This window comes from Myxococcus sp. MISCRS1, assembly GCF_026626605.1.
Lineage (GTDB): Bacteria > Myxococcota > Myxococcia > Myxococcales > Myxococcaceae > Myxococcus > Myxococcus fulvus.
This window is the reverse complement of record NZ_JAPNKB010000001.1, coordinates 2,824,555-2,842,290: the sequence shown is the minus strand read 5'-3', so window position 1 is coordinate 2,842,290 and position 17,736 is coordinate 2,824,555. Positions and strand designations below refer to the sequence as shown.

Here is a 17,736-nt window from a genome sequence, read left to right as displayed (position 1 = left end):
TCGAGTTCCTGCCGTACGCGCCAGGGGCGTCAGCCGAAGCGCTCCTTGAGCACGGCCGCGTAGCTGCGGCTGAGCGGCAGCGGTGACTCCACGCCGCGCAGGTACACGTCGCCACCACCGCCGAGCCCCCGGTCCACGCGCTCGACGAGCGTCAGGTTGACCAGGGCGGAGCGGTGGATGCGCGCGAAGGTCCGCTCCGGCAGCCGGGCCTCCCACTCCTTCAGGGGCCGAGGCGAGAGCGTGCACGTCCCGTCCACCGTCACCAGCTCCACGTAGTCGCCCGCGCCGCGCAGGCAGACCAGCTGGTCCACCCGCACGAAGCGCGACTTCGCGCCGTTCTCCAGGAACAGCATGTCCGTCTCGGTCAGCTTGTGGCGCGAGGGCGCTTGCGAGGGAGCGGGCTTGTCCTTCTCCGCGTCCCCCAGTCGCGCCAGCGTCCGGGCCAGCCGCTCCGGGTGCACGGGCTTGAGCAGGTAGTCGAGCGCGTTGACCTCGAACGCCCGGAGCGCGTGCGCGTCGAAGGCCGTCACGAAGATGACCTCCAGACGAGGCTCGGGCAGCCGGGCGAGCAAATCGAACCCGCTCTCTCCCGGCATCTGCACGTCCAGGAACAGCAGCTCCGGCTTCAGCTCGTCGATTCGCGCGAGCGCGCTGGCCACGCTGTCCGCCTCGCCCACCACCTTCACGTGGGGGAAGGGCGTCAGCATCTCGCGCAGCTCGGCGCGCGCCAGCCGTTCGTCATCCACCAGCAACGCGCGCAGCGGGGGCGTCATGTGACTCCTCGGCGAGAATCGGGGTCCACTCCAGGGCGGGCAGCTCCACGCGGACGCGCACCCAGCCCTCCTCCTCGGAGGTCTCCAGCCGCGCGCGCTCCGCGTAGAGCTGGGCCAGCCGCTCGCGCACGTTGCGAAGCCCCGTGCCCGTGCCCTCGGGGCCCATCTCCCGCGCGGGCGGCGCCCACACGCCGGTGTTCTCCACCAGGATGCGCAGCACGTCGTGCTCCCGCGTGATTCCCAGCCGCACCCGCACCGGCAGCTTCCCCGACGCCAGCCCGTGCTTCACCGCGTTGTCCACCAGCGGCTGGATGAGGAAGGCGGGCACGGAGAGCCGCTCGGTGCCCGGCATCACCGACACCCGCACGTCCAGCTTCTCCTCGAAGCGCACCGATTCGATGCTCAGGTAGCTGCGCACCATGGCGAGCTCCTCCTCCAGGGGCACATGCGGGCTGTCCCCCTTCTGGAGCGAGAAGCGCAGGAAGTCCGCCATCTCCGTCACCATGCGCCTGGCGCGCGCCGGGTCCTCGCCAATCAGCGCGCGCACCGACGTCAGCGCGTTGAACAGGAAGTGCGGACGCACCTGGTGCCGCAGGGACGCCAGCCGCGCCTCCTGCGCCAGGGTGGCCGCCTTCAGCGCCCGCTCGCGCTCGTCCTGCCACGCCTGGGCGTGCTTGATTCCGAAGTACAGCCCGCTCCAGCCCAAGAGCGTCACCGCGTAGTCGAGCGCGGCCCTGCCGAACATCATGCGGTTGGTGCGCCAGTCGTACGTGTCATACAGCCACGTGGCCCACACCTCGGCGAGGCCCATCCACACCACGCCGAACACCGCGCTGGTGACCATGGCCCAGGCGGCCTGCCGGGTGAAGCTCCCGGGGAACATGCGCTGGTAGCCCAGCCGCATCAACGAGGTGAGCACCAGGCCGAACATCGCCCGGCTGCCCTTGGCCATGAGCAGTGACACGGTCCGCCCATCGGCCGCGGCCGCGGGCAGGAAGGTGACGATGAGCAGGAGCGCGTAGAGCCCCCAGCCGCCGAACTGCATCGGCCAGAAGGAGGGCCTCGACGCCGCGCGGGAGTCCATGCGCGGCAGGGTACCAGAGGGCTCCGGGCCCGACGACGGACCGACATGTTCGCCTGGCTGCCTCATCGCCCGAGCATTGAGCGCAGCAGCGCGGCGAAGGCGGTCATCTCCTCCACCGTGCCTACCGTCAGCCGCAGGCGCGCGGCCTCCGCCGCGATGGACACGGTGGGCTGGGTCGTCAGGTGGAAGCCGTGGGGCGCGAAGCGCACGGGCAAATCCAGCAGCTCCGGGGGCAGGGGCATCCAGACGAAGTTGGCGTGGCCCGGCACGTACTTCATCCCCACGGTGTCCAGGGCCTTGGTGGTGATGCGGCGCGCGTCGGTGATGAGCTTGCGGATGCGCGGCACGAAGGCCTTGTCCTGGAGGCTGGCGAGCGCGGCCTCGATGGAGAGGGCGTTGGGCAGCGTCATCTGCCGCTCGGAGAGCTTCTTCACGAGCGCGGGCTGGGCCAGCGCGTAGCCCACGCGCATGCCGGCGAGGCCGTGAATCTTGGAGAAGGAGCGGGTGATGATGACGTCCTTCCCCGCGCGCACCTGGTCGACCATGGAGAGGCCGGGCGCGGGCTCCAGGTATTGGATGTAGACCTCGTCCACCAGCACGGTGGCGCGGGGGGCCACGGCCTCGCAGAAGGCGCGCAGCCGGCCCGAATCGACGATGGTGCCGGTGGGGTTGTTGGGATTGCAGACCGAGACGAGCTTCGTGCCCGCGTCCACGCGCGCCGCGAGCGCGTCCAGGTCGTGCGTCATCGTGGCGTCCAGGGGCACTCGCTGGACCTTGCCTCCGGCCCGCTCGGCGTAGTTGGCCACGATGGGGAAGGACGGGTCGGGACAGATGACGCCGCCGCCTCCGGACGCGAACTCGTTGGCGATGAGGACCAGCGCCTCGAAGGCGCCCGCGGTGAGCAGGACGTGCTCGGGCGTCAGTCCTTCCTGCTCGGCGATGAGGCGCTTGAGCGCGTCGACGCGGTCCTGTGACGCATAGCGGCTGGAGAGGTGGAGCGACTCGCGCATCACCCGCAGGGCGCCCTCGCAGGGGCCGTAGCGGTTCTCGTTGAAGAAGAGGCGGACGGGGTCCTGGCTCCAGTTCTTGCGAGGGGCGGGCGCGGCCATCGACAGCTCGGGGCGGACCACGAGCGCGGCGGCGGCGCCGGCGAGGAGCGCTCGGCGGGTGGGAAGGGGGTGGGGCACGAGGGTTCTCCCTGCGCGAGTGGGCGGGGTGTGGGTTCGCGCCAGGGGGAGGTTAGACGTTCCCGCGTGCTTCCGGAGGGGGCGCATCTGTGAGGCGCGCCTGGCGTCGGTGAGTGGCGAGCCGCGTCGACGAGCCGCGGCATTTCTCGGGCGTACAGCCGCGGGGCGCTTTTTCCCGCGCGGATGGACGCAGCACCTTTCGAGCGCTGATTCCCGAGAATGTGATGGGGAGGCTTCGAGCCATGTCTTTCGATTCCGTCGGCCGTATCCGTCGTCCGGTGGTGGAGCTGCCCAGACGTCCGCCTCCACCTCCGCCCGCCGAGGCGAAGCCCGCCACGAAGCCCACGGGCTACTCCCAGGCGGACACCTTCGAGGCGAAGCCCGCCGCCGAGTCCTCGGCACCCGCGGGCAATACCTGGTCCGGAGACCTGCCGTTGTCGGAGGCCCGCAACGCGCACCGCACCAACACCAAGGAGGAGTTCCAGGCCGCGCTCGACAGCGACGCCAACTGGTTCGAGGGGGATGTCCGCAAGGAGATCAACAACGACACGCCGGAGATGCGTCACGACAAGGCGCACGAGGACGGCGACAACCTCACCCTCAATGAATGGCTGACGATGGGGAAGGAGTCGGGGCGCGGGCTCAAGCTCGACATCAAGGAGAGCGACCAGGTGCCGGCCGTCCTCGATGAAATCGAGAAGGTGGGCATTCCCCAGGACAGGCTGATGCTCAACCTGGGCTTCGAGGCCATGGAGAAGTGGGGGCCGGAGATTCGCGAGCGCTTCCCCAATGCCATCCTCGCCATCAACCCGCCCACCGAAGGCGAGGTGAAGGCCGCCGACGCCCGGAAGATGGTCGAGCAGGCCGAGAAGTTGGGCGGCCCCGTCACCTTCGTGGTGCGCCACGACAAGCTGTCGGACGAGGCCATCGAGACCTTCCTGCCCGCGGGCACCGTGTCCGTGTGGGGCGAGGCCGACGACCCGGTGAAGGCCGCCGAAGCGCTGCGCGAGCGGGGCGTCAACGGCGTCGTCGACATCGCCGGGCCCCACGGGAACAACTGGGGCGGCAAGGTGGACGCCGCGAAGAACTGGTTCCGCACGCAGTGGGACAAGGCCTTCGGCGGCTGAGTCAGGCTGGCGGTGGACGGGACGCCACCGCCAGGCCTTCTAGGCGCGGGGCTGGGACTGCCGCAGCCACGCCACCGTGTCGCTCAGCGTCTGGCGGTGGGCGCGCGGCTGGTAGTCGAGCTCCTCGTGGCTCCACAGGGTCTTGAAGCCCCAGTGGCACGTGGACATCTCGAGCACGACGGGGTCCGGCAGCTTCTTGAGCGGCACCTTCGAGCCCAGCTTCGCCAGGCCCTGCACGACGAGCGTGGGCACGTCGGGCTTGTCCACCTTGATGCCGGCGACCTCGCCCACGCGCTCGAAGAAGGTGCGCAAGGGCAGGGACGTCCCGGGCAGGTGGTACGTGTCGCGCCAGGTGTCGCGCTTCGCCAGCCGCGCGAGCGCGTGCGCCACGTCGCGCACGTCGGTGAAGGCGATGCCGCCCGCGGGGATGAACGGCAGCCGACCGTTGAGCACGCGCGCGACGTTGGTCGTCGAGCGGCCCAGCGTGTCGCCCGGCCCGAGCAGCACCGGAGGCCGCACCACCGTCAGCTCCACGCCCAGCTGCTTCGCGAGCTTCCGCGACTGCTCCTCGGCGCGAATCTTCGACAGGTAGTAGGGCCAGCGGCCGACGACGCCCTCTGCGTAGAGCGAGTGCTCGTCCGCCTCGATGGTGGCGTGGGGGAAGCAGCCCACCGTGCCGGACGTCGACACCAGCACCATCCGCGCATCGAGCGCCTTTGCCGCGCGCACCATCGCCAGGGAGCTGTCGATGTTGAAGCGCACCATCTCCTCGGCGTGGTGCCGGCTGTGGTGCACCATGCCCGCCGCGTGAATCACCACGCGCGTGCCCTTCGCCTGGGACAGCCACGCGTCGGGCTCCATCGGCGTGCCCGACACTTGCTGAACCTTCGCGTCGAGCGGCGAGCGCACCAGGGCAATGGCGTCGTCGCCCAGGACCTCGAGCAGGTTTCGCCCCAGAAAGCCGCTGGCACCCGTGACGAGCGTCTTCACGACTGCACCTCGCCCCGCCACGCGCAGGCCTGCTGGAACTGGGCGAGCTGGGCCGCGTTCGGGCCCCACTCGAGGTCGTCACCCGAGGGCTTCACGATGTCGAGCGACAAGAGCGCCTGCACCACGCCGTCCAGGTGCGGACGGTGCGCCACCGGCACGGCCTTCAGCTCGCACGGCGCGCTCACCTTCGTCGCTTCCAGGTAGTCGCGCACCACGGGCTCGAAGAGCGCCTTCACCACCGCGTCGACGCGCGCGTCGCCCATCTCCGCCAGTGGCGTGGCGCACCAGCGGTAGCGCAACAGGTGCGTCTCCAGCGCGGGGTTGCCCGGCTGGCGCGCCAGCACGTCGCCCGCGAACCAGTTCTGCCACTGGTTGCGCAGCGAGTGCGCCAGCGTCGGGGTCAGGGGCGAGGGCACCGGCAGCTCGCTGGCGATGACGCGCCCGCCCCGCCGCTCGATGGCGTCCTTCAGCCAGGCCTCGTCGACGCCCGGAATCGGGTGCTCGGCGAGGAACGCGCGCAGGTGGAAGCTGCTCACCGTGGTGTGGCGCTGCAGCTCGGCCATCACCGTGTGGCTCAGCGCGCGCACGTCCGTGTCCGGGCCCATCGCCTGGGGCTGGCCGCACGCCACGTGGACGCGGCCCAGCTGCACCTGCCCACGCGCGAGCCGGCCCAGCCACGACATGACGCCCGTGAGCGTCATCTTCGGGCGCGGCTTGCCCGACAGCTCCTCGCACAGCGACGCCTCCTCCGGGAGCCGGTCGTAGGAGATGGCCACCGGCAGGACGACGAACTGGCGCCCCGTGTTCTGCAGGGCGCGCAAGAGGCCCCGCTTGGGCGGCAGCATCAGCCGCGCGCGGCTGCGCTGGCCCTCGATGAAGAACATGAGCGACGCGTTCTTCTCGGTGAGCCGGCGCAGCTCCTCGCCCAGCTCCGGCACCTCGCGGCCCACGCCGCGCTTGATGAAGAAGGCCTGCGAGTCCTTGAGGATGGGGCCCACCACCGGGATGCGGCCGAACTCCTCCGCCGCGGCGATGTGCGGCATGGAGATGCCCAGCTCCGGGTGCTGGAAGCACAGGTAGCTGGTGAGCAGGAAGTCGAAGTAGCTGCGGTGCGTGGGCGCCAGCACCACCAGCGCGCCCGGGGGCACCTGCGCCATCGCGCGCTCGAACGAGGGCCGGTCGAACGTCACGTCGCTGGTGCAGTGGCGGAACGTCTTGCGCAGCGCATAGCCGAACACCTTGAGCGTGGTGTTGGAGGCCGGGCGCTCCTTGAGCCACGTGCTGTCCGCCCGCCCGTCATCGTGCTTGGGCCCGGCGAAGGACACCTGGGACTCGTCGCGCGACAGCAGGTGGCGGTACATGCCCTCGTTCACCACGCGCACGTACTCGCGAGGCTCGAAGCCGGGGACCTCCAGCGGCGCGGCGCGCACGAAGTCGAAGGTGTGGTGCGTGAAGTACGAGAAGCCCTCGTTGAGGTACTGGACCTTCTGGTCCGCGCGCACCAGCTTGCGCAGGGCCTTGCTCTGCCCGAGCACCGTCAGGGCGGCCTTCTGCAACTGCACGGGCAGCTCGCGCCGCACCAGGTCCGCGGCGTCGAAGCCGTGGTCCTTGCGGCCGACGAACATGTCGGGCGCCTTCACCACGCCGGGGCGGTGCTTGAACCACTCGATGGTGGCCGCCGCCGCCATGTCGATGCGCAGCGCCCGCTGCACGCCCATGGTGGCGTGGACGATGGGCACCGGCTGACCCTCGGCCGGCATGGGGCCGAACACCGCGCGCACCACTTCACTGGCCACCACGTCCACCGGCACCACGTCCAGGCGCACCGACGGGTCCGCGTTGAAGGCCCGCACCACGCCCAGGCCGCTGTACAGCAGGCACCCGGCGAGCGCCGCCGGGCTGTCGAGCCAGCCGGGGAAGGGCGCGCGGTGCGCGGCCGACACGATGCTGGGGCGCACGATGACCACGGGCACGTGGCCGCGCCGCTCGCAGATGAGGTGCTCGGCGACGCTCTTGGTGAGCGTATAGGTGTTGGGGTGGCCGGTGAGCGTCAGCCACTCGCGGCCGTCGCCTTGCGCCACCTGGAACGCCTCGTAGAGCTCCGAGGCGGGCTTGGGCAGGTGCGCCAGCTTCTCCTCGACGGGGCCGGGGCGCCAGACGCTGACGTACGCGGTCGACACGTCGACCATGCCCACCACCTTGGGGCACTCGCGCGCCAGCTCCAGCACGGACAGCGCGCTGCGGATGTTGGCGGACGTCGCCTGCGCGAGCGGCAGGTCGAACTCCACGCTCGCCGCGCAGTGCACCACGTGCGTGACGCCGCCGCGCACGGCGTCCCGGTCCGCGGCGGACAGGCCGCAGGCGGGCTGCTCCAGATCACCGCTCACCACGTCGACCTGCTGAGTCCAGCCGGCCGGCAGGCGTGAGAAGCACGCGGCCTGGGCCACCTTGGCGAAGCGCTCCGCGGCCGACTGCACGCGGCCCTGACGGTCCTTGGACTCGCGGACCAGCACGGTGACGCGCTCGACGCCCTGGTGCAGCAGCGCCTCCAGCACCACCTTGCCGACGAAGCCGGTGACGCCGGTGAGAAAGACATGGCGGGACATCAGTGAGGCTCCTCGTTCGGGGTGAGCGCCACCGGGCCGTTGATGCCGCTGTTCGACGCGCCGAAGACGTTCTGCGGGTCGATGGCCGCCTTCACCTTGCGGTTCAGCGCCAGCGCGCCCTCGGAGTAGACCTCCGGCAGGAAGTCGCGGCGGATCTTTCCGACGCCATGGTGGTGCGACAGTGAGCCGCCCGCGGCGAGGATCTCCTCGCGCGCCGCGTGCTCGAGCGCCGCGTAGGCGCCCACCGGGTCCTCCACGCCCTTCGCGTAGAAGCCCAGGTAGAAGTAGATGACCACGCCCGTCTGGTAGACCTGGGTGAGGCGGCCGGTGAAGAACACCTTGCCGGGCAGCTTCAGCAGGGCGTGCTCCTTCTCCACCCGACGCTGCACGCGCTCGTAGAGCTCCAGCGCGCGGCTCCACGGCACGCTCGTCTCGAAGCTCTCCGCGATGGCCCAGTGCTCGAAGGTGAGGTCGCGGATGTAGGCGATGCCGAAGGTGAGCTGGTAGCCGCGCTCGCCGTTGGCGCCGCCGCCCTTCATGCCGCCGTGCGCCGCGGCGATGCGGTAGAGCGTCTTCTCCTGGAAGTCGACCTCCTCGCGCGAGCCCTCGAACACGATGGTCGCCACCGCGAGCTTGTACGGGTCGAAGCCCTTGAGCTTGGTGACGACGACCTTCTCCAGCTCGCTCTTCAGCTTCGCGGCCAGCCCGTGCTTGGCGGGCTTGAGCGCCTGGCCGAAGTGGAACTGGGTGTTGTCCATCACCCGCACGCTGGCGGGCACCGCGCCGGACTGCTGCAGCTCGTAGAGGAACGCCAGGCCCTCGGCGAGGTCCGGGAAGATGACCGAGCCGTAGCGCTGGACCTCGGGCAGCGGGAAGAGCTTCACCACCGCCGTGGTGATGATGCCGAAGTTGCCCTCGCTGCCGAACATGTACTGGCGCGGGTTGACGCCCACGCTCTCACGCGGCGCCTGGCGCGGGCGCTCCACGATGCCCTGGGCGGTGACGACCCGCATGTCCAGCACCAGGTCCTCGATGTTGCCGTAGCGGTTCTTCTTCATGCCGCTGGCGTTGGTCGCAATCCAGCCGCCCAGCGTGGAGAACTCCAGGCTGTCGGGCTCGTGGCCCATGGTGAAGCCGAACTTCGCCAGCTCGCTCATCAGGTGGCGGCCGGTGGCCCCCGCCTCGATGCAGGCCATGCGGTTGACGGTGTCGATCCACAGGACGCGGTTCATCTGCCGCATGTCCACGGCGATGACCAGGCGCGCCTCCGACAGCGGGATGCGCAGGGCCTCGGTGACGTTGGTGCCGCCGCCGAAGGGGATGACACACGCGCCGTGCTTCGAGGCGGTCTCCACCAGCTTCACGACCTCGTCGTGGCCGCGCGGGAAGACCACCAGGTCCGGGACGCGGTCCAGCTTCGTGTAGCGGATGGCCCAGATCTCCCCGCCCGTGTGCCCGTGGCCCCGGCGCAGCCGCTGCTTCGGGTCGTCGGTGAGCTGGTCCTCCTTCAGGAAGGCGCGCAGCGCGGTGAGCAGCGCCTCGTCCTTCTTCGCCTCGGGAATCTGGGGCGGGTAGTGGGGCTCGTTGCGGTTGTCGTAGCCCAGCGGCGAGGCCAGCTTGGCGGCGAACCACGGCATCAGCTCCGGCAGCGCCACGTTGCTGATGTTGTAGCGGGTGCCCGTCAGCAGCGTGCTGCCATCGGGTTGCACCACGAAGCGCGTGTCCTCGAAGCCCCAGCCCTCGAGGGATTCGACGTCCTGGGACGCGGGGGAGACGGGGGGCGTGAAGCGCGTGTCTCCAGACGACACGGTGGACGACTTGCCGTCGAGGCGCTCGCCGGTTCCGCTCTGCACCGCATTACCCAGACGGTGCAGCAATCCTGATTTGTCAGCCATGGTCGCGCGCAGTGGTACATAGGGTTGCTCGCTGCGTCAACGCGCGCGCTTTGCGCAGGTGCGCACCGCGTTACGCACTTTCGGAACGCATCGTCTCGTAAGTGCCCTGACGAGACTCCGGGTCTCGTAATCCGGCTTCTTCCGAGACAGGAAGTCTCGTAAAGAGAAGTCATGCGTGCAGGCCGACCGAGGGACGAGGGCGTGCGCCGGGCCATCCTGGTGGCGGCGCAGGAGCTGGTGCTGGAGCGGGGCTATGCGGCCGTCACCATGGGGGATGTGGCGAAGCGGGCCGGTGCGGGGAAGCAGACCCTCTACCGCTGGTGGCCCGGCAAGGGGGCGCTGGTGCTGGACGCGTTCTCGGAGTGGGTGAGCCAGGCGCCCAGGCTGCGCGGCCCGCGCAGGCCGTCCCTGTCCTCCACGCTGGTGGAGCTGTGCCGGGGCGCTTCGGAGGCGGCGCCGGTGCTGCGCGCGCTGATGGCGGAGGCGCAGTTCGACGAGGACCTCCACCGGCGGCTGGTCGCCCAGCTGGTGCGGCCGCGCGGCGACGAGCTCCGGGCCTGCCTCGTCGACCGGCGGCCGGCGGACCGGGAGCTGGTGGTCAACGTGCTCTCCGGGCTGGTGTGGCAGCGGCTGATGCTCAACGAGCCGCTCGACGCGCGCTTCGTGCGCTTCGCCCTGAGGGTGGTGGAGCGCATCTGAAGGGGGCAGGCGGCCGGGCGGGCCCCGCCTGGGGGCGGGGTTGAACGAAGTTGGCCGGCCCGCTCCCGCTGTGCTAGCTAGCGCCCAGCCACTCGACGCTCCGATGGCGGCGCGGCATCTCGTCGCGACCGTAGGGTGTCCTCGGGTGGCATTTCTTCGGCTGGCGCCTCCCGAGCATCGACCCCGTTGTTGCTGGAGGCCTACATGTCGACGTCCGAACTGCCCGTCCTCGAGTTCATCCTCGCGAACTACAAGAACTTCAACGCGCGGGCGACGCGCGACTCGCTCTTGTCCTACTGGGACCACGTCTCCACGGGGGGGCGGATGTTCTGGAGCGTCGCGGGCGCGATGTCGTCGGCGCAGCTGGGCATCACCCTGGCGCCGGCCATCCGCTCGGGCCTGATTCACGGCCTGTCCGTCACGGGCGCCAACCTGGAGGAGTCGCTCTTCCGGCTCGTCGCGCACGCGGCGTACAAGGACTTCCCGGAGTACCGCTACTTCACCAAGCAGGACGACACGAAGATCCTCGAGCAGCGGATGCGCCGGGTGACGGACACGAGCATCCCGGAGGACGAGGCGTTCCGCGCGGTGGAGAAGTTCATCGTCCCGATGTGGAAGACGGCGACGGAGAAGGGCCAGCGCCGCTTCTGGCACGAGTACTTCTACGAGGTCATCCAGATGCTGGACCCCTCGGCGTACGAGGGAGACCCGGAGGCCTGCTGGCTGCTCGAGGCGGCGCGGCGCAAGCTGCCCATCGTGGTCCCCGGCTATGAGGACTCGACGTTCGGCAACATCTTCGCGTCCTACGTGAAGTCGGGCGAGTGCAGCGCGAGCATCGTCAAGTCCGGCATCGAGTACATGGCGGACTTCTATGACCGCTACGAGGAGCTGTCCGCGGGCCAGGGCGTGGGCTTCTTCCAGATTGGCGGCGGCATCGCCGGTGACTTCCCCATCTGCGTCGTCCCCTCCATCAAGTACGACCTGCAGAAGCCCGTGAAGCCGTGGGCGTACTTCTGCCAGATCAGCGACTCGACGACGTCCTACGGCTCGTACTCGGGCGCCACGCCCAACGAGAAGATCACCTGGGACAAGCTGACGGAGACGACGCCGATGTTCGTCATCGAGTCGGACGCCACCATCGTCGTCCCGCTGATGCTGCGCGCGCTGCTCGAGTGCCAGGGCAACCCCAAGGCGGCGGGCGCCCTCATCGCGAAGCACCGCGGCTGAGACGTTCGCAGGGCTGTGACGGCTTGCCGGGGCGGTCCGTATCTCCGCCCCGCGCCGGATTCGCCGTGACGTGGCCGCCTCGTGGAATGCTCCCACGAGGCCTGGCCGCTCCGGCGCCGAGGTGACGCTCCTCGAGGGTCGACGTGCTCGGGTGCTCGCGCATTCCCGCGAGCCGTGCTGACGCGCCTGGAGGCCCGGTGAGGCCCGGTGTCGACCGGTGGGCACTGGCCCTGGCGGGCGAGCCCCGGGCGCGGGTGCGGGGCGCGGGTGAAACACAGGCGGGGCGCGTGATGCGGGGTGTGTCGGCGCCCGCATTGTCTGTGATTGTTGCCCTGGAGTACGTCTGTGTTTCGGGTTGACGTCAGGGACGGGCGTGGTGATGTATGAGCCGCCCGGTCGTGAATCGTGCCGTGCTCATCCAGGGAGACATCGGGTTTCCGACCGGGCGTGATTCATCACCTGCCCGAGTGGCTCGCTCCGCGCTGTCGTCAGGCGTGGACAGGAAGGGACGCGTGCAATGAAGCCTCTGCTCGAACTCATTGGAGAGACCGCGCCGTATGCCAGGGCGTTCGACGTGACGGTCAAGGATGATGTCGTGCTCGGCTGGTTCAAGCCCGAGCAGCGGCGTCACGCCGAGACGACGTTGTTGAGCCTCTCCGAGACGCTGCGCTCCATGGCCCTCCACGGCGCCCTGATTGGCGCCGCGGCGAACCCGGTGAAGGCCCGTCACTACTACCTGGGCAGCCGCGCCGAACTCCGGGTGTTCCCGGTGGAGGCCACCGAATCGGAGGTCTTCCAGTGCGTGGGACGCCTGGAGGGCATCGACCGCTCGAACCTGTTCCCCATCTATCGGGTGAGCGGGATGTGTCTGACGGACAAGGGCGAGCGCTACGCGGAGCTGGACGGAGCCTTGCTGGTCCTGACGGAGGAGGAGTTCGTGGGGCTCAAGGGCGCTGATGCGTCGGCGCGGCCCTCGTGGTCCCCCGGGCAGCCGAGCCCGTATGCGGACCCCATTCGGCCCATGACGCTGGAGTGGATGGAGCCCGGGAGGATGCTCCGGGCGTCACTGCCGGGGTTGGCTCGCGAGGACTTCGCGGGCCACTTCGACCTCCGTCCGCTCTGTCCCCTGACCCTGACCCTGGCGAATGCGTGCTCGTTGGTGGGGCACTTCCCCGGGTACGGGAGGTTCTGGATCAGCCGCTGTGCCATCGCCTGCAAGGACGTGGTGGACCCGGGCCAGGCGCAGCGGATCGTCTGTGTCTCCGACGGGGCGGGCCGGTTCGTCATCACCGTGGAGAGCGACGCGGGCCAGCGGCTGGGCCGTTTCAAGCTCGAGGTCGTGCCCGCCTGAGACCCGCGACGTGATTCCCGATGTTCCACATGGAGGTGACGTGATGCTCAAGGATGAACTGGTGGGAACCTGGAAGCTCGTGTCCATGGAGTACGTGCAGCCGGATGGCCGGCGCAGCCACCCCTTCGGAATCCACCTGCTGGGCTGCCTGATGTACGACGCGCACGCGAACATGTCCGTCCAGCTCATGCGCGGAGACAGGGCCTTCTTCGAGTCCCCGGACCCGCTGGCCAGCAAGCCCCAGGAGGCGAAGGCGGCGATGGATGGGGCCGCCTTCTACTTCGGCACCTACTCCGTCGACGAGGACGCGCGCGTCGTGTCCCACGCCATCGAGGGGAGCCTCTTCCCGAACTGGGTGGGGGTGGTGCAACGGCGGCATGTTCTCGTGGAGGGCGAGAAGCTCTCGCTCCGGACCGACCCCATGCCCTTCGCGGGGGGCAGCGGGGTGATGGTGCTGACCTGGCGCAGGCTGAGCGGCCGGGCGGGCACGCCGAGCCACTGAGGGCCCGCTCCGAGGCTCGAACCTGGAGCGCGTCCACCGCCCCGGATGGACTACGCTGGGCGGCCTTCGTCGGAAAGGTCGGTGCGTGTCCCATGGGTGGTGGTCGTGTGCTCTCGCCAGTGCTCCTCGTCGGTGCCGGGATGGGGGAGGCCACGTGCGGCATCCTCTACCTGGCGAGCTACCTGCGACGCGGCGGCATCGAGGCCTTCGTGCGGCTGTACGACGGCGACGAGACGGAGGCCGAGGTCATCCGCTCGTTCGAGGCCCTGGTGCGACGCGTGCGCCCCAAGCTGGTGGGCATCAGCCTCAAGTGGTTCCACCACGTGGACCGCGCGCTGCTCATCGCGCGGACGCTGCGGAAGATCGACCCGTCCATCCGCGTCGTCGTGGGCGGCAACTCCGCCTCCTTCTGGTGGCGGGAGCTGCACGCGTTCGACTGCATCGACCACGTGGTGCTGGGGGACGGTGAGCGGCCGCTGCTGGCCCTGTGCCAGGGGGAGGACGCTCCGCCCAACTGCGTGAGGCGGGACCCGGATGGCCGTGCGCGCCGGCTGCCGCTCGAGTACGTGCAGGGCGCCACCAACACCGAGGACGTCTTCTACTCGCACTTCGACGAGATGTTCCTGAGCCAGCTCGACCTGAACTCGTTCTCCGGCTGGGTGGCGCCGGGCAAGGGGTGCGGCGAGAACTGCCTGTACTGCGGCGGCGCGCGCGGCAACCAGAAGGCCGCCTTCGGTCGGGCAAAGCCCTTCCTGCGCTCCGAGGAGAGCGTCCGGAGGGACCACCAGGAGATCGCCGGCAAGACGTGGCAGATGCGCTACGACTTCGCGGGGAGCTCGGCGGAGTTCCTGGGCAGCACCTGGGCGGGCGTGGACCTGTCGCGCCACTGCTGCACGTACTTCCTGTGGGGCGTGCCGCGCCTGGAGCTGGTCGAGGCGCTGTCGAACACCTTCGAGCGTGTCTACATGGTGGTGGACATCGGCTGCTTCTCCGAGAAGCAGCGCCTGGAGCAGATGGGCCGCGGGCTGCTCAAGCCGTGCGCGAAGGACCGGGAGCTGCTCGAGCTCATCGAGGGCTGCCGCCGCTACAAGAATCTGGGCGTCGAAATCTCCGGCATCGGCGGGCTGCCGTTCGCCAGCGAGGCCACGCTCGTCGAGGAGCTCGCGCTCGTCAGACGCATCATCGACCAGGACTGCGTGGTGGGCTACCAGCGGCTGGAGTCGCAGCCCGGAGCGCTCGTCACCGAGCACCCCGCGCGGTTCGACATGGTGAGCGAGGCGCGCACGTTCAACGAGTTCCTCGACTTCTTCGAGCGCCGCGAGCCGGGGGACGTGTCCGTCCCGATGATTCGCTTCCGCGACGCGAAGCTGGAGGCGGCGGTGCAGCGCACCTCCGAGCAGGTGGACGCGCTGGCGTGGAAGCACCGCGACGCCCGACGCAACCTCGACGTCAACGGGCGCACGCGCCTGGTCAACACCGCGTCCTCGCCCCGGCGCTTCTCGCTGGGGGACTGGCTGGGCAGCCACCGGGCTCCGGTGAAGGTCGCGCGGGAGGAGGTGACCGTCCTGCGCTCCGTCGACGGCATCACCTTGAGCTGCGCGCCCACCGTCAACCCGCGCAGGTTCTCCGACCCCACGCTGGTCCAGGGCGACGACGGGGCCATCCTGCTGGCGGCCCTCGCCGCGTTCGAGCGCCCCACCACGGTGTCCAGCGCGGTGTCCCATCTGGGCAGCAAGGCCCGGCTGGACCCCCACTCCGCGCGGGAGGTCATCGACCACCTGGTGGAGGGGCGCTTCCTCCAGCCGGGCTGAGCCTCACAGCTCGGTGGAGCTCTCCGCCTCGTCCGCGCTCCTCGCCGCGTTGCCGGGGGTGACGGGCGAGAGCAGGAGCCGGCCGAGCACCAGCGCGAGCACCGCCGCGCAGGCGCTCGCGGCCAGCACGCCCAGCTTCGCGCCCGCGAGCAGGCCTGGGTCCGAGAAGGCAAGCTGCGCGATGAACAGCGCCATGGTGAAGCCCACGCCGGCGACCAGGCCGAGCACCACGAGGTGGCGCACGGTGAGCCCCGCCGGCAGCGTGCCGATGCGCAGCCGCAGCGTCGCGCCGATGGCGAGCAGCACACCCACGGGCTTGCCCACGACGAGGCCCACGGCCACGGCCGTCGCCACGCTCCAGGCGGAGGCGCCGAGCGTCCCGCCCGAGAGCTGGACGCCCGCGTTGGCGAGCGCGAACACCGGCATGATGCCGTAGGCCACCCAGGGGTGGAGGGACTCGATGAGGCTCTCGGCGGGGGACAGGGCCTCGCGCCGCGCGACGTCCACGTGCCGGAGCACCCGCGAGAGGTCCTCGGGCGAGTGCGCGTCCGTGGCCTGTTGCCCGAGCGTCTCGAGCTTCTGGCGCACGTCGACGAGGAGCCCCTGGGGGCCGAGCCACGCGCGCACGGGCGTCATGAGTCCCACGATGACGCCGGCGATGGTCGGGTGGATGCCCGCGGCGTAGATGCCCGCCCACGCGACGAGCGCGGGGACGACGTAGGCCCACTTCGAGCGCACGCCCACCCACTGCATCGCGAGCACGCCGACGAAGCCGAGCGCGGCCGTCTGCAGCCCGACGAGCGAGACACCCGAGGAGTAGAAGAGCGCGATGACGACGATGGCGCCCAGGTCGTCGATGACGGCCAGGGCCAGCAGCAGCACGCGCAGGGCGGGCGGCACGCGCTGGCCGAGCAGCGTCAGGATGCCGAGCGCGAAGGCGATGTCGGTCGCCATCGGGACGCCCCAGCCGCTCTTCGTCTCGGGGGCTCCCGCGAAGGCGAGGTAGAGCAGGGCCGGCGCGAGCATCCCGCCGAGCGCCGCCGCGATGGGGAGCGCCGCCCGGCGCCACTCGGACAGCTCGCCGTGGTGGACCTCGCGGCGGATCTCCATGCCGACGACGAAGAAGAAGATGACCATCAACCCGTCGTTGACGACCCACTCCAGCGAGCGCTCGAAGCTGAACGCGCCGAGCCGGAAGCCGACGGGGGTGTGCCAGAGGCGGGTGTAGCTCTCCGCCCACGGGGAGTTGGCCCAGGCGAGCGCGACGGCCGCGGCCACCAGCAGGAGGATTCCGCTCGCGGCCTGGATGTGGAGGAAGCGCTCGAGGGGACGGCTTGCCAGGCGCACGAGGCGGAGCAGGGGCTCCCAGGCCTCCGGCGGAGATGTGGGACGGGGAGGAACAGGGGTCGACATGGCGCATCCTCGCCGGCGACTCAGCCGGCTCGGATGGCGGCCCGACCATCCACTGTCCTGCAGCGGTGTGCTGCACCCTTGCGTTGTGTGAAGCCCGGGCACCTTCTCACAGGCGGCTTCGTGGGTCGACGAATACCGGCGCGTGGAGGGCTCACGTGTTGCCTCGGAAGGGGATGCCCGAGGCGCGGAAGAAGACGGCCGTCAGGGCCGCTGGGAGCGCGGCGAGCAGGGGGGAGAGCAGGCCGTTGGGCCCGCCATTCATCCTGGCGGGTATCTCCAGGGTGACGAGGAGCCCGCCCGCGGCGGCGAGCAGCAGCAGCGCCCGGAGGTCCGAGGGGCGCGCTTCTGGGGCGATGACCAGCTTGAGGGCTCGCCAGGCTGTCAGGCCCCCGGTGAGTGCTGCCACGAACTGGGAGAAGGGGGGGATGGGGGAGCCGTGGAAGGCGAGGCTCATCATGGTGTGGCCGACCAGGCTCACGACCACGGTGCCCAGGCCCCCCAGTGTGGTGAGCGCGGCCGAGATGACGAGGACCCATCGCGGCGGTGCGAGGGTGGGGGTGCGCCCGAAGGTGAGGTCCTCGGGTGCCAGGCGCCGTGCCTCGGGGCCATCGAGCTTGAGCAGCGCCTTCACCGCGAGCATCCGGCAGGAGCGTCCCTTCCGGTCGCGCACGGTCGTCAGGGTGCCGGAGCTCAGCAGTTCCCATAGGACAGCGCCCAGCTCGGGCGGCCCGCCTCGTTGGGCCACGTCGCGCAGGCGGGCGCTCAGGGTCTCCACGTCGAGCGTGGTCTCGCCCTGCTGGGCGAGCGCGGCCTGCTCGGCGAGGCCGCGCATCGTCGCCACTTCCATCGCGGTGAGGTCGGACTGCGAGGGCTCGAGCACGGCGCGCAGTCTATGCCAGACGTGTGTGTTTGAGGCACGGGCCCGCGTGTGAGTGTTCAGCGAGGGGCCGAGGACCTCGCGAGCGCTGGTGCGCGTGGCTTCCGCGAGGACGCGCCGTGGGCGTTGGCGCGAGGCGCCTGGGCCCGTGAGGGGCTCCGGCGTGAGTGAGGCTTTCGCGTGGCCTCATCGTG

14 protein-coding genes are annotated in these 17,736 nt (G+C 70.4%); 6 read left to right on the top strand and 8 right to left on the bottom strand.

Features of this window, described 5'->3' with window-relative positions:
* Nucleotides 1-29: 29 nt before the first annotated feature.
* The 3 genes from OWM54_RS10800 to OWM54_RS10790 all read right to left on the bottom strand — a co-directional run bounded on the left by OWM54_RS10800 (nucleotide 30) and on the right by OWM54_RS10790 (nucleotide 3,044).
* Nucleotides 30-773 carry a LytR/AlgR family response regulator transcription factor gene (locus OWM54_RS10800; protein WP_267697439.1) on the bottom strand — a complete coding sequence of 248 codons (744 nt, stop codon included), beginning with the start codon at nucleotides 771-773 and terminating at the stop codon, nucleotides 30-32.
* A complete protein-coding gene (locus OWM54_RS10795) occupies nucleotides 739-1,857 on the bottom strand; it encodes a sensor histidine kinase (RefSeq protein ID WP_267697438.1) in 1,119 nt (372 codons plus the stop codon). The genes OWM54_RS10800 and OWM54_RS10795 overlap by 35 nt, the downstream gene beginning before the upstream one ends.
* Nucleotides 1,858-1,919: 62 nt before the next feature.
* A complete protein-coding gene (locus tag OWM54_RS10790) occupies nucleotides 1,920-3,044 on the bottom strand; it encodes a pyridoxal phosphate-dependent aminotransferase (protein WP_267697437.1) in 1,125 nt (374 codons plus the stop codon).
* 242 nt (nucleotides 3,045-3,286) lie between these two features.
* Between OWM54_RS10790 and OWM54_RS10785 the strand changes: the two genes are divergently transcribed.
* A complete protein-coding gene (locus tag OWM54_RS10785; protein ID WP_267697436.1) occupies nucleotides 3,287-4,171 on the top strand; it encodes an FAM151A/B family protein in 885 nt (294 codons plus the stop codon).
* 39 nt (nucleotides 4,172-4,210) lie between these two features.
* Here the strand turns inward: OWM54_RS10785 and OWM54_RS10780 are convergent, their stop codons facing one another.
* The 3 genes from OWM54_RS10780 to OWM54_RS10770 are packed head-to-tail and all read right to left on the bottom strand — an operon-like array spanning nucleotide 4,211 to nucleotide 9,662.
* Nucleotides 4,211-5,161 (bottom strand): NAD-dependent epimerase/dehydratase family protein, encoded by a 951-nt coding sequence (locus OWM54_RS10780; RefSeq protein WP_267697435.1) that lies wholly within the window; start codon nucleotides 5,159-5,161, stop codon nucleotides 4,211-4,213.
* On the bottom strand, nucleotides 5,158-7,767 hold the full coding sequence (locus tag OWM54_RS10775; protein WP_267697434.1) for an SDR family oxidoreductase: 2,610 nt from the start codon (nucleotides 7,765-7,767) through the stop codon (nucleotides 5,158-5,160). The genes OWM54_RS10780 and OWM54_RS10775 overlap by 4 nt, the downstream gene beginning before the upstream one ends.
* Complete coding sequence (locus OWM54_RS10770; RefSeq protein WP_223748005.1) at nucleotides 7,767-9,662, bottom strand: FAD-binding oxidoreductase; 1,896 nt, start codon at nucleotides 9,660-9,662, stop codon at nucleotides 7,767-7,769. The genes OWM54_RS10775 and OWM54_RS10770 overlap by 1 nt, the downstream gene beginning before the upstream one ends.
* 171 nt (nucleotides 9,663-9,833) lie before the next feature.
* Between OWM54_RS10770 and OWM54_RS10765 the strand changes: the two genes are divergently transcribed.
* The 5 genes from OWM54_RS10765 (at nucleotide 9,834) to OWM54_RS10745 (ending at nucleotide 15,252) form a co-directional block, all read left to right on the top strand.
* Nucleotides 9,834-10,361, top strand: a complete 528-nt coding sequence (locus OWM54_RS10765; RefSeq protein WP_223748006.1) for a TetR/AcrR family transcriptional regulator — start codon at nucleotides 9,834-9,836, stop codon at nucleotides 10,359-10,361.
* Nucleotides 10,362-10,565: 204 nt separating this feature from the next.
* A complete protein-coding gene (locus OWM54_RS10760) occupies nucleotides 10,566-11,588 on the top strand; it encodes a deoxyhypusine synthase family protein (RefSeq protein ID WP_046711849.1) in 1,023 nt (340 codons plus the stop codon).
* 517 nt (nucleotides 11,589-12,105) lie between these two features.
* Complete coding sequence (locus OWM54_RS10755; protein ID WP_267697433.1) at nucleotides 12,106-12,939, top strand: hypothetical protein; 834 nt, start codon at nucleotides 12,106-12,108, stop codon at nucleotides 12,937-12,939.
* Nucleotides 12,940-12,982: 43 nt separating this feature from the next.
* On the top strand, nucleotides 12,983-13,441 hold the full coding sequence (locus tag OWM54_RS10750) for a lipocalin-like domain-containing protein (RefSeq protein ID WP_223748008.1): 459 nt from the start codon (nucleotides 12,983-12,985) through the stop codon (nucleotides 13,439-13,441).
* Between the two features lie 92 nt (nucleotides 13,442-13,533).
* Entirely contained in the window at nucleotides 13,534-15,252 is a 1,719-nt protein-coding gene (locus tag OWM54_RS10745; protein WP_267697432.1) for a B12-binding domain-containing radical SAM protein, read from the top strand.
* 3 nt (nucleotides 15,253-15,255) lie between these two features.
* Here OWM54_RS10745 and nhaA read toward each other — a convergent pair whose 3' ends face one another.
* Together nhaA and OWM54_RS10735 are read right to left on the bottom strand one after the other, a co-directional pair.
* Nucleotides 15,256-16,665, bottom strand: coding sequence for a Na+/H+ antiporter NhaA (gene nhaA / locus OWM54_RS10740; protein ID WP_267697431.1), 1,410 nt, complete (start codon nucleotides 16,663-16,665; stop codon nucleotides 15,256-15,258).
* Nucleotides 16,666-16,816: 151 nt separating this feature from the next.
* A complete protein-coding gene (locus tag OWM54_RS10735; protein WP_267697430.1) occupies nucleotides 16,817-17,545 on the bottom strand; it encodes a hypothetical protein in 729 nt (242 codons plus the stop codon).
* Nucleotides 17,546-17,736: the final 191 nt, after the last annotated feature.

Bases quoted from the DNA above. Each gene is read 5' to 3' on its own strand.
- OWM54_RS10800 (WP_267697439.1), bottom strand. From the start codon at position 773: ATGACGCCCCCGCTGCGCGCGTTGCTGGTGGATGACGAACGGCTGGCG.
- OWM54_RS10795 (WP_267697438.1), bottom strand. From the start codon at position 1,857: ATGGACTCCCGCGCGGCGTCGAGGCCCTCCTTCTGGCCGATGCAGTTC.
- OWM54_RS10785 (WP_267697436.1), top strand. From the start codon at position 3,287: ATGTCTTTCGATTCCGTCGGCCGTATCCGTCGTCCGGTGGTGGAGCTG.
- OWM54_RS10775 (WP_267697434.1), bottom strand. From the start codon at position 7,767: ATGTCCCGCCATGTCTTTCTCACCGGCGTCACCGGCTTCGTCGGCAAG.
- OWM54_RS10770 (WP_223748005.1), bottom strand. From the start codon at position 9,662: ATGGCTGACAAATCAGGATTGCTGCACCGTCTGGGTAATGCGGTGCAG.
- OWM54_RS10765 (WP_223748006.1), top strand. From the start codon at position 9,834: ATGCGTGCAGGCCGACCGAGGGACGAGGGCGTGCGCCGGGCCATCCTG.
- OWM54_RS10760 (WP_046711849.1), top strand. From the start codon at position 10,566: ATGTCGACGTCCGAACTGCCCGTCCTCGAGTTCATCCTCGCGAACTAC.
- OWM54_RS10755 (WP_267697433.1), top strand. From the start codon at position 12,106: ATGAAGCCTCTGCTCGAACTCATTGGAGAGACCGCGCCGTATGCCAGG.
- OWM54_RS10750 (WP_223748008.1), top strand. From the start codon at position 12,983: ATGCTCAAGGATGAACTGGTGGGAACCTGGAAGCTCGTGTCCATGGAG.
- OWM54_RS10745 (WP_267697432.1), top strand. From the start codon at position 13,534: ATGGGTGGTGGTCGTGTGCTCTCGCCAGTGCTCCTCGTCGGTGCCGGG.
- nhaA (WP_267697431.1), bottom strand. From the start codon at position 16,665: ATGTCGACCCCTGTTCCTCCCCGTCCCACATCTCCGCCGGAGGCCTGG.